Origin of the sequence: Streptomyces sp. TLI_55, assembly GCF_900206255.1 — a bacterium.
GTDB lineage: Bacteria > Actinomycetota > Actinomycetes > Streptomycetales > Streptomycetaceae > Streptomyces > Streptomyces aquilus.
Genome location: NZ_OAOJ01000001.1, coordinates 6,265,778 through 6,278,873, shown reverse-complemented (window position 1 = coordinate 6,278,873; position 13,096 = coordinate 6,265,778). Strand labels below are relative to the sequence as shown.

The window sequence follows — 13,096 nt, the reverse complement described above, 5'->3', positions numbered from 1 at the left end:
CCAGTGGGCAGCGGTTGTGCATCACCCGACCCGCCACTCGAAGGAGTGAACCCCGGACGGGAGTTGGGGGGCAAGTTCCCATGGCACAGTCAGAGGCCTTGCACGGTGGGCCGGTTGGACGTCCGCGGCGCACGATGGCATCATCTGCCGCCGCTCCCGGCCGGAGTAAATCATTCCACCCCAAATCAGACGCCTGACCTGCGCGCCCGCACCGATTCGGCGACCGATGCCAGCCTTTCGTGAACCCTGTGAAGGGCTCGTGCAGACTGGCTGGATGCGCACTGAACTCGTATCGGAGCCCGGCGATCCGATCCGCCCCAACGAGGACTTCGCGAGCGTCGGCCTTCCGGCCTCCGGGCGGGGCGGAGCACTGGTGGTCCTGGACGGTGTCACACCGCCGAAGGGCCCGACAGGCTGTCTGCATTCCGTCCCCTGGTTCGTCTCCCGCCTGGGCGGCGCCCTGACCGAACTGACCGTTTCCCGCCCGGATGTTCCGCTGCCCGAGGCACTGCGCCTCGCTGTTGCGCGTACCGCCGATTCCCATGCGCACACCTGTGACCTTTCTCACCCACGCACCCCACAGGCAACGGTGGTGCTGACGCGCTGGTCGGAGGGGTCCCTGGAGTACCTGGTCCTGTCGGACTCGGCCCTGCTGCTGGAATCACCGGACGGCGCGGTCACACCCCTCCTGGACGACCGGCTGGCCCTCCTGCCCCGCGAGTCCCTCACGACCGACGCCCACATCGACGCACATCTGCGCAACAAGGAGGGCGGCTTCTTCACCGCGGCGGCCGACCCCTCGGTGGCGGGCCGGGCGGTGACGGGGGTTGTCCCGCGCACGGAGGTACGAGCACTGGCCGCCCTGACGGACGGGGCCACCCGCTGGGTGGAGAAGTTCCGGGAGGGCGACTGGACGGACCTGTTCACCTTCGTACGCAAGGAGGGCGCTCAGGCGCTGGTGACGCGGGTGCGGGAGCTGGAGACCGCGGACACGGAACGGGAGTTCCTGGGGCTCAGCAAGCGGCATGACGACGCGTCGGTGGTGTACGCGGAGCTCTGAGGGCTGCGCCTACCGCTGCCGGCTATTTCTCCATGCCCAGGTTCAACTGATGCAGCAGCCGCGCCAGCTCCGACACCTCCCGCGGGTCCCAGTCCGCCAGCCGCCCCGCGTACCGGGCCCGGCGCGCGTCCCGCACCCGGCCGACCCGTGAGCGCCCCTCCTCCGTCAGCTCCACCAGCCAGGCCCGTCCGTCCGCGGGATCGGGCGCGCGGGTGACCAGGCCCAGGTCTTCCAGGGCCCGCAGCTGCCGGGACATCGTGGCCTTGCCGACGCCGATGTACGCGGCGAGTTCCGTGGCCCGCTGGCGGCCGTACTCGTCGAGGCGCACCAGGAGGCCGTACGCGGAGGACTCCAGATCCGGGTGGACCTCACGGGCCATCTCGCCCTGGTTGGCCCGGGCGCGCCGCAGCAGCACGGTCAGCTCGCGTTCCAGCGCCAGGAACTCGGGCTGGTTCACACCACTCCCGGACACGGCGGAGCCGGCTCCGCGTCCGCCGCCGTTCGCGTCTTCGTGCACGTCAGTCCCCGCCTCGGTTTTCCCGGTCGTGAAAGTTTCCGCCAAATGCCGTCATCGCCGCAGCTCGGCCAGTATTTCGCAGGCTTAGACCAACGGCAGCCTCCGGTCCCTCTTCCCTGGCCCTCTTCTACGTGCGTAGCTTCGTCATCAGGCACACACTGGCATGACCACGCCAGGACACCCCCCATGGTTCCGGTACGTTCCCCCACCGCGCCTCCGGAGGCACGCATGCCCGTGCACAGACTCAGACCCGTCCGACTCCTCCTCGCGGCCCTCGTCGCCCTCGCGGGGACCCTGCTCGCCGCCGCCCCCTCCCCCGCCGCCGAGACCCCCGCCCGCGGCTCCGCGTACATGGGCATCGGCGTCCTCGCCCACGACGGCCAGAACGGCACCCCCCGCGACACCCGCGCCGCCCAGACCGAGGGCGTGGACGTCTCCGGCCACCAAGGAAACGTCGCCTGGTCCACCCTTTGGAGCAGCGGGGTGAAATGGGCCTACGTGAAGGCGACCGAAGGCACGTACTACACGAACCCGTACTTCGCCCAGCAGTACAACGGCTCCTACAACGTCGGCATGATCCGCGGCGCGTACCACTTCGCCACCCCGGACACGACCGGCGGCGCCACGCAGGCCGACTACTTCGTCGACCACGGCGGCGGCTGGTCCAAGGACGGCAGGACGCTCCCCGGCGCCCTCGACATCGAGTGGAACCCGTACGGCGACTCCTGCTACGGCAAGACGCAGAGCGGAATGGTCACCTGGATCCGCGACTTCCTGAACCGCTACAAGGCCCGCACCGGCCGCGACGCCGTCATCTACACGGCCACCAGCTGGTGGACCGACTGCACGGGCAACTACGCCGGCTTCGCCACCGCCAACCCGCTGTGGATCGCGCGCTACGCGTCGACCGTGGGGACGCTGCCGGCGGGGTGGGACTACCAGACCATGTGGCAGTACACCTCCTCCGGGCCGACCGTGGGTGACCACGACAAGTTCAACGGGGCGCTCGACCGGGTGCAGGCCTTGGCCAACGGATAGTGCAACGCCGCCACCGGCTGGGGGTCCGGGGGTTATCCCCCGGACGATGCGGCAACGGGGCGCTCGACCCGGTCGTCGCCCTCGCCAACGGCTGACACACCGACGTACGACGAAGGCCCGGGCCTCCCTCACGGGACCCGGGCCTTCACCTCATCCGATCGCGTCCGTCACGCCGCGACCGGACGTCTTGCGGTGGCCGCGGCCGTGCGTCACGCCGCCACCGGTACCTCCGGCGCCGCCCCGTTCGTCGCCGGGGACAGGGCCAGTTCCAGGACCTGGCGGACGTCGGTCACCGGGTGGACCTCCAGCTTGTCCAGCACCTCGGCGGGGACGTCGTCCAGGTCGGCCTCGTTGCGCTTGGGGATGATGACGGTCGTGACGCCCGCCCGGTGCGCGGCCAGCAGCTTCTGCTTCACGCCGCCGATCGGCAGGACCCGGCCGGTCAGGGAGACCTCGCCGGTCATCGCCACGTCCGTGCGGACCAGCCGCCCGCTGAGCAGCGACGCCAGTGCCGTCGTCATCGTGATGCCCGCGCTCGGGCCGTCCTTCGGCACCGCACCCGCCGGGAAGTGGATGTGCACGCCGCGGTCCTTCAGGTCGCCGACCGGCAGCTCCAGTTCGGCGCCGTGCGAGCGGAGGAAGCTGAGCGCGATCTGCGCGCTCTCCTTCATCACGTCGCCCAGCTGACCGGTGAGGGTCAGGCCCGCCGCGCCCGTCTCCGGGTCGGCCAGCGACGCCTCCACGTACAGCACGTCACCGCCCGCTCCGGTCACCGCCAGGCCCGTCGCCACACCCGGCACCGCGGTGCGGCGCTCGGCCGGGTCCTGGGCGGACTCGGGGACGTGGTGCGGACGGCCGATCAGGTCCCGCAGGTCCGCGTCCGTCACGGTGAACGGCAGCTTCCGCTCGCCCAGTTCGTGCTGGGCGGCGACCTTCCTCAGGAGCCGCGCGATGGACCGCTCCAGGGTGCGGACGCCCGCCTCGCGCGTGTACTCGCCGGCGAGCTTGCGCAGCGCGCTCTCCTCCAGCGTGACCTCGTCCTTGTCGAGGCCCGCCCGCTCCAGCTGGCGCGGGAGCAGGTGGTCCCGGGCGATGACGACCTTCTCGTCCTCGGTGTAGCCGTCGAGGCGGACCAGCTCCATACGGTCGAGCAGGGCCTCCGGGATCGCCTCCAGGACGTTCGCCGTGGCGAGGAACACCACGTCGGACAGGTCGAGTTCGACCTCCAGGTAGTGGTCGCGGAAGGTGTGGTTCTGCGCGGGGTCGAGGACCTCCAGGAGGGCCGCCGCGGGGTCGCCGCGGAAGTCGGAGCCCACCTTGTCGATCTCGTCCAGCAGCACCACCGGGTTCATCGACCCGGCCTCCTTGATCGCCCGCACGATCCGGCCGGGCAGCGCGCCGACGTACGTACGCCGGTGGCCGCGGATCTCCGCCTCGTCGCGGACACCGCCGAGGGCGACGCGGACGAACTTGCGGCCCATGGCGTGCGCGACGGACTCACCGAGCGAGGTCTTGCCGACACCGGGCGGGCCGACGAGCGCCAGGACGGCACCGCCACGGCGGCCGCCCACGACACCCAGGCCGCGCTCGCTGCGGCGCTTGCGCACCGCGAGGTACTCGGTGATCCGCTCCTTCACGTCCTCCAGGCCCGCGTGCTCGGCGTCCAGGATCGCCTTGGCGCCCTGGATGTCGTACGCGTCCTCGGTCCGCTCGTTCCACGGGAGTTCGAGGACGGTGTCCAGCCAGGTGCGGATCCACGACCCCTCGGGGGACTGGTCGGAGGACCGCTCCAGCTTGTCGACCTCCTTCAGCGCCGCTTCCCGCACCTTCTCCGGCAGGTCGGCGGCCTCCACGCGGGCGCGGTAGTCATCGGACTCCTCGCCCTCCTGCTCGCCGTTGAGCTCGCGCAGTTCCTTGCGTACGGCTTCCAGTTGGCGGCGGAGCAGGAACTCGCGCTGCTGCTTGTCGACGCCTTCCTGGACGTCCTTGGCGATGGTCTCGGCGACGTCCTGCTCGGCGAGGTGGTCGCGCAGCTGCTGGGTGGCGAGCTTGAGGCGGGCGACCGGGTCGGCGGTCTCCAGCAGCTCGACCTTCTGTTCGGTGGTCAGGAACGGCGAGTAACCGGAGTTGTCGGCGAGCGCGGAGACGTCGTCGATGGCCTGGACACGGTCGACGACCTGCCAGGCGCCGCGCTTGCGCAGCCAGGCGGTGGCGAGCGCCTTGTATTCCTTGACCAGTTCGGCGGCATGGCCGGGCAGCGGTTCGGGGACCGTCTGGTCGATCGTGGTCCCCTCGACCCACAGGGCGGCGCCCGGGCCGGTGGTTCCCGCACCGATCTGCACCCTGCCCCGGCCGCGGATGAGCGCGCCCGGGTCGCCGTCGGCCAGCCGGCCGACCTGCTCGACGGTGCCGAGCACACCGGTGCTCGCGTAGGTCCCGTCGATCCGCGGCACCAGCAGGACCTTCGGCTTGCCGGGCTGCGAACGGGCGGCGGCCTGGGCGGCCTCCACCGCGGCCCGCACGTCGGCGTCGTTCAGGTCCAGCGGCACCACCATTCCGGGCAGCACGACCTCGTCGTCGAGCGGCAGCACAGGCAGAGTGAGCGGTGTGGACGTCGAAGCCATGATCTCCCCTTCGGCAGTCAAGTTGAGCTATGCCGACTCAATGCACGTGAGCCTTTGATTGTTCCCCCGGGTGCGTTCGCTGTGAGCGATCACCTCTGTCGGGGTCGCTGAGCGGCCACGTATCGTCGACAACGGTAATAACCGCTGAAGCATTCCACCTATTACAGGGAGATGTCGTGGACGAGACCGTGCGGGCCTGGGTGGACGGGTGGGTCGTCTCGCGCGGGGCGGCCCCGCCGGTGGTGGAACCCTGGGGCTGCACGATCGACATGGGCTCGGAGGAGCACGTCACCCGGCATGTCTTCGGCGCGGTCGGTGACGCCGTGGACGAGGCGGCCGTACGCAAGGTCGCCGAGGGGGTGACCGGGGCCGGGGTGTGGCTCAAGGTGTTCCGGGACCCGGCCGTGGTGGGCAACTGGCTGGGCGCGGACTGGTGGATCGACCCGGAGCCCGGATACCTGATGGCCCTCCCGCTGACGCGCGACGCGGCGGACCTGCGGGTCCCGGACGGCTACCGGCAGCGCACCTGGTCCCGCGGCGGAGTCGTCCGCACGATGATCGCCGGCCCCGACGGCTCCTGGGCGGCCCGCGGCCAGCTCGCCCCGACCGGCGCCACCGCGGTCGCCGACCAGATCGCCACGTCCCCCGCCCACCGGCGCCGCGGCCTCGGCACCCTCGTCATGCGCACGCTCCAGCGGGCGGCGCTGGAACAGGGTGCCGAGCGGTGCGTGCTGGCGGGGACGCCTGAGGGGCGGGCGCTGTACGAGTCCATGGGGTGGACGGTGGCGGCGATGCTGACGAGCGCGAAGTACACCGGGGGCTGAGACCGGGGGCTGCCGGACCGGCTGATCGCCCGGCAGCGGGACCACTTCGCCGGGCGCTGTGAGGCGGTGGAGCGGAAGACCCGGGGTCACACGTCCCCGCGGCCTCAGCGCACGCCGGGCCGCCGACCTGGCCGAACGGGAGCCGGTGCGGCCGGCCGGTGTGACGCTGCGGCGGCCGGTGCGGCCGGCCGGTGTGACCCTGCGGCGGCCGGTGCTGCCGACGCGGGCATGCGGCGGATCGCCGCCATGGAGTCGGCCGTGTGGGGCCGGGACCGGGGCCGGCTCGCGGACGACCTCGTCGGCCGGGTGGCCGCCGCCCCCGACGAGATCGCGGTCTACGTCGCCGAGGCGGACGGGCAGGTCGTCTCCGCCGCCTGGCCGGCCTTCCGGGCGGGCACCGGGTTCGCGCGCCCGTGGGGCGGCTCCACGCTCGCCGCGTGGCGGGGCCGGGGCATCTACCGCGCCCTCGTCGCCACCCGCGCCGCCCTCGCCGCCGCCCGGGGCGTCACCTACCTGCACGTCGACGCCTCCGACGACAGCGCCCCCATCCTGCGCCGCCTGGGTTTCACGGCGGTGACGACGACCACGCCGTACGTGGGGACGCCGGGCGACCGCGGCGGACCCTGATCCGCCGACGGATGAACAACGGCCCGGCATACCGACGTTGGCAGCAGGCCTGGCCAAGGCCCGTTTGCGCGGCGGGAACTGACGGAAGAGAACTTCCTGCACGCCGTATTCTGAGCCGGCGTGAAGGGGGGATGGCTCATGGGGCCGTTGATCGCTGTGATGGGGAGCGCGGATCCGGGGCGGCGGCTGGACCCGCCGTTGACGGACGCGGACGACGCGCTGAGGGCCTGCGAGGAGATCGGCGCGGAGCTCGCCGCCGAGGGGTGCCGGATCATCGTGTACTCCAGCGAGGCGCAGTTCGTCGAGAGCCGGGTCGTCGCCGGCTTCCTGACCCGGGAGGACCTGCCGGACGGCTCCGTCCAGGTCCGGCCGCCCTACGAGGACGGCGACATCGACTTCCCGCTGCGTGACAAGCGGCCCGAGGCCTTCGACCTGCGGTACGAGCCGGGCAACGACTGGGAGGTCAGCTTCTACCGGTCGCTGCGCGACGTCGACGGGGTCGTCCTCGTCGGCGGCGGCCGCTCGACGCTGGTCACGGGGATGATCTGCCTCGCGTTCGGGATACCGCTGTATCCGCTGGCGTCCTTCGGCGGTTCCGCCCGCAAGGTCTGGGAGACCATGAACCGGTCCACCCATCACGCCACGGCGGACGAGGTGTCCGCCATGGGCGCGCAGTGGGGTCCGGGCAGCGCCCAGCGGCTGGTGCGGCTGCTGGGCACGCAGCGGGAGCGGCGCGAGGAGAAGCAGCGCGAGGAGGCCAGGTCCCGGCGGGGCGCCACCCTGCGGGCCGGGCTCGGCGCGGTCACCGGCATGCTGCTGCTCCTGCTCGGCTTCGCGACCATCCCGCTCACGTACGCCGTCGAGTCGAGCACCGCGGTCAACCTCAGCGCGCTGATCGTGGGCGCGCTGGCCACCGGCACCTCGGGGGCGATCACCCGGACCGTCTTCGACCGCGAGACCCACTGGGCGCGGACGGCGGTCCTCGGCATGTCGGCCGGCGGGATCGCCTTCCTGCTCTTCGTCTCCGCCCAGCTGGCCGCGTCGCCCGACATCCTGGCCGGCGAGGGCGTCCGCCGTCTGCTGTTCTTCGTGCTGGCCGTCGGCTATGTCTCGGGCTTCACGTTCGACGCGGTCTACAACCGCCTGAAGCAGACGGAACCGCCCGCACCGCCGGTGCTCCCGGGGCTGCCGACGGGGGTGCCGGGCGGGGCGACGCCGCCGCAGGGGCCCGGAGGCGCCTGATGGAGTCGCCGGCCCGGCTCAACGTCTTCCTCAGCCACCGCTACCACTCCCCCGCCGAGAACCTGTACTTCTGGGAGCTGCTCAGCTCCGCCGAGGACGTCTCGTTCCGCGTCGACGAGGCGGTCTCCTTCACCAGCCCCGTCCGCCTGGAGCGCATGATCCGGGACGCGGACGGGTTCGTCGGCATCCATCCGCTGCCGGGTGACCCCCGCGAGGTGCATCTGCTGCCCCGGCTGCGGCACATGGCCCGCTACTTCCGGCTGGAACTGGGCATGGCGGTACGGGCCCGCAAGCCGACCGTGGTCTTCCACGACCAGCGGTTGCTGCCGGTGTTACGGGCTCCGGAGAGCGTGCGTCTGGTGCCGTACGACGCCCAGGAGACCGAGGCGGCGACCCACTCCGCGCTGCCCGGGAAGGTCGAGTCGGTCTACCGGGGCTTCCTCGCCGAGGCGCACGTGTCGGCGTCGGCGCAGCGGCGGCGGTCCCATCACCAGCGCCGGGTGGGGCTGGTCGTGTCGCCCGAGAACAGGGCCGCCACGCCCGCCCTGACCGAGGCCCTGGAGGAGCACTCCTGGGAGCCCGTCGTCCTGCCCTGGCCGCCCCGTCTCGACCTCGATCTGATCACGCGGTTACGGGCCTGCGACTGGGTGATCGTCGACCTGGACACCGTGCGGGGCCATCTCGTGGCCGCCTTCACCCACGGCCAGTTCGTCCCGACGCTGCCGATCGTCTCGCCCCGGGCCCCCGGGACGCCGGAGGAGACGCTCTACGGCGGGAGCGCGACCGGCCACCGCAAGGCGATCGTGCGCTGGGACGATCCCGACGGCCTCGTCGCGGCCGTCGAACCCCATCTGCGGGTCATCGACGAACAGCCCCGCTACATCGGCAGCACCGCGCAGGCCCTGGACTACTTCCGCTCCGCCGCCAAGCGCAACGAACGCGTCTTCCTCAGCTACGCCACCGCCAACCACGACCACGCCGCCACGTTCTCGCAGCTGCTGAACGAGCGCTTCCAGAACGTCTTCGACTTCCGCCGGCACGGCGCCATCGGGGTCGGCGAGGACTGGCTCGACGACCTGATGGGGAACCTGGCCAAGTCCGCGGTCGGGGTGCTGCTGCTGTCGAAGGAGTACCTGGAGAGCAAGTACTGCATGCTGGAGGCCCGGGAGTTGTACCGGCACTCCATCGAGGGGGACGTACGCCTCGTGCCCGTCTGCCTGGAGAAGCTGGACCTGCCCGACTTCCTCCAGCGCACCCAGTACCGCAACCTCGCCCGGCACACCCCGCTCGGCATCGTCACCGAGCTCCTCGACCAACTCCCGCCCACCGCCTGACCATCGGCCAGCAAGCCACCCCGATCACCAGCGAGAACAGGTGCCCCCAGCCGCTCAGCGGATCGGTCAGCGCCACCAGGTCCTGGACCAGCATCCACCCGAACCCCGCCAGCAACGGCCACCGCAGCCACTGCCGCAGCAGCCCCGCCAACGCCCCGAAGCTCGCGGCGACGCCGAAGCTGATGCCGTAGTCCAGCCGGTGCAGTGAGCTGTCCGGCAGATGCCCGGCCAGCACCGCGAGCCCCACCGGCACCTCGGTCGCCAGCGTCGCCAGGACGTGCCCCAGCAGAAAGACGACCGCCGTCCGCGCCCCGCCGATCCGCCGCTCCAGCGCGGTCAGCACGAGGAGGAAGCCGACGGCGTACGGCGAGAGCAAACCGCCCGCGACCCACAGCGCGCTGGCCGGCAGCACGAGCGCCGGCGTCCGCACGAGGTGCGCCACATCGGTGCTGGAGGCCTGGAGCAGGCGGTGCACGAGGTCGGGGTCGGCGTACTCGGTGACCAGCGAGGTCACGGCGAGGACGGCGGCGTACCCGAAGGTGAAGGGGGTTCCGGTGGGGGTGGGGAGCAGGCGCCAGGGGCGGGGACGTACCGGCGCCGGGCGGGTGGCCGGTGCCGGCGCTCGCTGGGCCGGGATGCCGTCGAGCAGCTCGGCGGCATCCGGAAGACCTGCCGTCTCAGTCCGTTCCACCGCGAGGCACTCCTTCCGTTTCACCCCACGATTCGCGCCCGACCCGCCCGCTGTCTGTGACCGGCGCCACGCGGGCCCCGATTCACAGACAGTTCTCAACCACCGCTCCACAGGCGGCGGACGCACCCCCGCCACCCCAATTGCCTGTACAGAGACCGCCGAACTGCGAAAATGACCCGATGCCCATCTCGTACGACACCCCTGAAGTCCTGGACCGTCGCGAGGGCCCGCACGGCGAGGTCGTGCTGCGCCGGCACGGTCAGCTGCTGCAGATCATCGCCAACGGCTGTTTCCTGATGGACACCTCGGACGGCCGCTCGGAGCGGCTGCTGGTCGACGCCGCGCTCGCCGCGCTGGACGACCGGCCCGCGCCGAGCGTGCTGATCGGCGGACTCGGTGTCGGCTTCTCGCTCGCGCACGCGGCCGAGAATCCGCGCTGGGGCCGGATCACGGTCGTGGAGCGGGAACCGGCCATCATCGACTGGCACCGCGACGGCCCGCTGTCCGAACTCTCCGCGCGGGCACTGGCGGATGCACGCGCAAAGATTCTGGAAACGGATCTTGTCACTTACGTCAATGAGACATCGGACACGTACGACGCGCTGTGCCTGGACATCGACAACGGACCCGACTGGACCGTCACCGAGGGCAACGACGGCCTGTACTCCCCGGCCGGACTCGCCAGCTGCGCAAGGGTGTTGAGACCGGGCGGGGTACTGGCGGTGTGGTCGGCGCAGCCCTCGCCGGAATTTGAAAGTTCCCTATGGAATGCCGGGTTCCAGCAGGTGCGTACCGAAGAGATCCCGGTTGCCCGGGGCGTTCCGGACGTCGTGCATCTCGGCGTCCGACCTGGATAGCCGAGGCGTGGTGACTCCCCGTACGCTGCATCCCTGACGCAGATCATTCAAGCGTCAATCGCAAGCATGCGCAGGCAGGCCAGAGAGCGGAATCACCCCACTGATTCCGGAAAGCAACTTTTGGGGCGGGCGATGGAGCAGACACACACCTCCCACAACGGCACGGCTACGGCCACCCCGGGCGCGCAGCGCCGGGTGCTGGTGGTCGAGGACGACCCGACGATCGTGGAGGCCATCGCGACCCGGCTGCGCGCCGAGGGATTCCTCGTGCAGACCGCGGGCGACGGTCCGGCGGCGGTCGACACGGCCGAGGCCTGGCAGCCCGATCTGCTGATCCTCGACATCATGCTGCCCGGCTTCGACGGCCTGGAGGTCTGCCGCCGGGTGCAGGCCGCCCGTCCGGTGCCGGTCATGATGCTGACCGCGCGGGACGACGAGACCGACATGCTGGTCGGGCTCGGCGTAGGCGCCGACGACTACATGACCAAGCCGTTCTCCATGCGGGAGTTGGCGGCCCGGGTGCACGTCCTGCTGCGGCGCGTGGAGCGGGCGGCGCTGGCCGCCGCGACGCCGAGAAGCGGCATCCTGCGGCTCGGTGAGCTGGAGATCGACCACGCGCAGCGGCGGGTACGGGTCCGCAGCGAGGACGTCCACCTCACCCCGACCGAGTTCGACCTGCTGGTGTGCCTGGCGAACACCCCGCGCGCGGTGCTCTCCCGGGAGCAGCTGCTGGCCGAGGTGTGGGACTGGGCGGACGCCTCCGGCACCCGCACCGTCGACAGTCACATCAAGGCGCTGCGGCGGAAGATCGGCGCCGAGCGGATCCGCACGGTGCACGGCGTGGGCTACGCCCTGGAGACGCCGACGCCATGAGCGAGGGTCCGGCCGGACGGAGAGGCCCCGGGGGGCCCGGGGATCCCAAGGGTGCCCCCGGTGAGTCCTGGGGCAGCGTGCGCCCGTTCTCGATCAAGACCAAGCTGGGGGCACTGGTCGTCGCCTCGGTCCTGATCACCACGGGCCTGTCGATGATCGCGGTGCAGACGAAGACGGAGATCCGTTTCATCACGGTCTTCTCGATGATCGCCACGCTGCTGATCACCCAGTTCGTGGCGCACTCGCTCACGGCCCCGCTGGACGAGATGAACGCGGTCGCCCGGTCCATCTCGCACGGCGACTACACCCGCCGGGTCCGCGAGAACCGCCGGGACGAGCTGGGCGACCTCGCCGAGACCATCAACCGCATGGCCGACGACCTGGAGGCCCAGGAACAGCAGCGCAAGGAGCTCGTGGCGAACGTCAGCCATGAGCTCCGTACGCCCATCGCGGGCCTCAGGGCGGTGCTGGAGAACATCGTGGACGGGGTCTCGCCCGCGGACCCCGAGACGATGCGCACGGCGCTGAAGCAGACGGAACGGCTGGGCCGGCTGGTCGAGACGCTGCTGGACCTCTCCCGCCTCGACAACGGCGTCGTCCCGCTGAAGAAGCGCCGTTTCGAGGTGTGGCCGTATCTGTCGGGCGTGCTGAAGGAGGCCAACATGGTGGCCTCGGCGCGCGCGGGCATGAGTACCGGGTCCGGCAGCCATACGCGCACGGACGTGCATCTGCACCTGGACGTGACCCCGCCGGAGCTGACCGCGCACGCGGATCCGGAGCGGATCCACCAGGTGGTGGCGAACCTCATCGACAACGCCGTCAAGCACAGCCCGCCGCACGGCCGGGTCACGGTGAAGGCGCGGCGGGGCGCGCTGCCCGAGTCCCTCGAACTGGAGGTCCTCGACGAGGGCCCCGGCATTCCGCGCTCGGAGTGGCACCGGGTCTTCGAGCGGTTCAACCGCGGCAACATCACCCGGCCACACGGTCCGGGCAGCGACGGCGGCACCGGGCTCGGGCTGGCGATCGCCCGCTGGGCGGTGGATCTGCACGGCGGCCGGATCGGAGTGGCCGAATCCGAGCGGGGCTGCAGGATTCTTGTCACTCTCCCGGGACTTCCATCTCTGCCAAGTTGACGTAAAGTTCCAAGCGGAGCTTCAAGATCCACGGACGTCCGCGCTGACGGACACGTGTGATCGGCCACAGGCCCGCGCCTTCGGCGTCCAGGGGCCGTGCTCACCCCTTCCCAAGTGACGCCGTGAGAACCGGAACCACGCTTGTTTCCCGCCATTTCCAGCGGCGAAACACGGTTTTCGATGTGACTTACACGACGATGAACGGGCCCGGCCTGACCTTCTGGGTCTTGGGGGCGTAGCCTTTATTCCCGCTGTCCATCACCTTGTGAAGCGGAA

The 13,096-nt window shown here is 71.2% G+C and carries 11 protein-coding genes and 1 pseudogene; 9 read left to right on the top strand and 3 right to left on the bottom strand.

What is annotated here, in order from left to right:
- Positions 1 to 274: 274 nt before the first annotated feature.
- Positions 275 to 1,060, top strand: coding sequence for a protein phosphatase 2C domain-containing protein (locus CRP56_RS29135; protein ID WP_097268958.1), 786 nt, complete (start codon positions 275 to 277; stop codon positions 1,058 to 1,060).
- A 22-nt stretch (positions 1,061 to 1,082) separates the two neighbouring features.
- On the opposite strand, the gene CRP56_RS29130 is transcribed toward CRP56_RS29135, so the two are convergent.
- Positions 1,083 to 1,577, bottom strand: coding sequence for a MarR family winged helix-turn-helix transcriptional regulator (locus CRP56_RS29130; RefSeq protein ID WP_097268955.1), 495 nt, complete (start codon positions 1,575 to 1,577; stop codon positions 1,083 to 1,085).
- A 228-nt stretch (positions 1,578 to 1,805) separates the two neighbouring features.
- Here CRP56_RS29130 and CRP56_RS29125 point away from each other — a divergent pair, with 228 nt between their 5' ends.
- A complete protein-coding gene (locus CRP56_RS29125; protein ID WP_097268952.1) occupies positions 1,806 to 2,615 on the top strand; it encodes a lysozyme in 810 nt (269 codons plus the stop codon).
- A 209-nt stretch (positions 2,616 to 2,824) separates the two neighbouring features.
- Here CRP56_RS29125 and lon read toward each other — a convergent pair whose 3' ends face one another.
- A complete protein-coding gene (lon, locus tag CRP56_RS29120; protein ID WP_097268950.1) occupies positions 2,825 to 5,239 on the bottom strand; it encodes an endopeptidase La in 2,415 nt (804 codons plus the stop codon).
- A 176-nt stretch (positions 5,240 to 5,415) separates the two neighbouring features.
- Between lon and CRP56_RS29115 the strand changes: the two genes are divergently transcribed.
- The 4 genes and pseudogenes from CRP56_RS29115 to CRP56_RS29100 all read left to right on the top strand — a co-directional run bounded on the left by CRP56_RS29115 (position 5,416) and on the right by CRP56_RS29100 (position 9,266).
- Positions 5,416 to 6,063 (top strand): GNAT family N-acetyltransferase, encoded by a 648-nt coding sequence (locus CRP56_RS29115; RefSeq protein WP_097268948.1) that lies wholly within the window; start codon positions 5,416 to 5,418, stop codon positions 6,061 to 6,063.
- A 15-nt stretch (positions 6,064 to 6,078) separates the two neighbouring features.
- Positions 6,079 to 6,690, top strand: a pseudogene (locus CRP56_RS29110) (GNAT family N-acetyltransferase); the annotation flags it as partial.
- Positions 6,691 to 6,828: 138 nt separating this feature from the next.
- Positions 6,829 to 7,932, top strand: coding sequence for a hypothetical protein (locus CRP56_RS29105; protein WP_143664955.1), 1,104 nt, complete (start codon positions 6,829 to 6,831; stop codon positions 7,930 to 7,932).
- The gene (locus tag CRP56_RS29100) at positions 7,932 to 9,266 is read left to right on the top strand and encodes a toll/interleukin-1 receptor domain-containing protein (protein ID WP_097268943.1); all 1,335 of its coding nucleotides are present in this window, start codon (positions 7,932 to 7,934) and stop codon (positions 9,264 to 9,266) included. Before CRP56_RS29105 ends, CRP56_RS29100 begins: the two co-directional genes overlap by 1 nt.
- Here CRP56_RS29100 and CRP56_RS29095 read toward each other — a convergent pair.
- The gene (locus CRP56_RS29095; RefSeq protein WP_097268940.1) at positions 9,229 to 9,957 is read right to left on the bottom strand and encodes a rhomboid-like protein; all 729 of its coding nucleotides are present in this window, start codon (positions 9,955 to 9,957) and stop codon (positions 9,229 to 9,231) included. The two genes, CRP56_RS29100 and CRP56_RS29095, sit on opposite strands and share 38 nt — an antisense overlap.
- A 179-nt stretch (positions 9,958 to 10,136) precedes the next feature.
- Here CRP56_RS29095 and CRP56_RS29090 point away from each other — a divergent pair, with 179 nt between their 5' ends.
- From CRP56_RS29090 to CRP56_RS29080, 3 genes are all read left to right on the top strand, one after another.
- Positions 10,137 to 10,814 (top strand): spermidine synthase, encoded by a 678-nt coding sequence (locus tag CRP56_RS29090; protein ID WP_097268938.1) that lies wholly within the window; start codon positions 10,137 to 10,139, stop codon positions 10,812 to 10,814.
- Between the two features lie 132 nt (positions 10,815 to 10,946).
- Positions 10,947 to 11,687 (top strand): response regulator transcription factor, encoded by a 741-nt coding sequence (locus tag CRP56_RS29085; protein ID WP_059192372.1) that lies wholly within the window; start codon positions 10,947 to 10,949, stop codon positions 11,685 to 11,687.
- On the top strand, positions 11,684 to 12,820 hold the full coding sequence (locus CRP56_RS29080) for a HAMP domain-containing sensor histidine kinase (RefSeq protein ID WP_097268936.1): 1,137 nt from the start codon (positions 11,684 to 11,686) through the stop codon (positions 12,818 to 12,820). Before CRP56_RS29085 ends, CRP56_RS29080 begins: the two co-directional genes overlap by 4 nt.
- Positions 12,821 to 13,096 lie beyond the last annotated feature (276 nt).

What these genes read in the sequence shown, in the direction of transcription:
- CRP56_RS29135 (WP_097268958.1), top strand. Translation starts at nt 275, where the DNA reads ATGCGCACTGAACTCGTATCGGAGCCCGGCGATCCGATCCGCCCCAAC.
- CRP56_RS29125 (WP_097268952.1), top strand. Translation starts at nt 1,806, where the DNA reads ATGCCCGTGCACAGACTCAGACCCGTCCGACTCCTCCTCGCGGCCCTC.
- lon (WP_097268950.1), bottom strand. Translation starts at nt 5,239, where the DNA reads ATGGCTTCGACGTCCACACCGCTCACTCTGCCTGTGCTGCCGCTCGAC.
- CRP56_RS29105 (WP_143664955.1), top strand. Translation starts at nt 6,829, where the DNA reads ATGGGGCCGTTGATCGCTGTGATGGGGAGCGCGGATCCGGGGCGGCGG.
- CRP56_RS29100 (WP_097268943.1), top strand. Translation starts at nt 7,932, where the DNA reads ATGGAGTCGCCGGCCCGGCTCAACGTCTTCCTCAGCCACCGCTACCAC.
- CRP56_RS29090 (WP_097268938.1), top strand. Translation starts at nt 10,137, where the DNA reads ATGCCCATCTCGTACGACACCCCTGAAGTCCTGGACCGTCGCGAGGGC.
- CRP56_RS29085 (WP_059192372.1), top strand. Translation starts at nt 10,947, where the DNA reads ATGGAGCAGACACACACCTCCCACAACGGCACGGCTACGGCCACCCCG.
- CRP56_RS29080 (WP_097268936.1), top strand. Translation starts at nt 11,684, where the DNA reads ATGAGCGAGGGTCCGGCCGGACGGAGAGGCCCCGGGGGGCCCGGGGAT.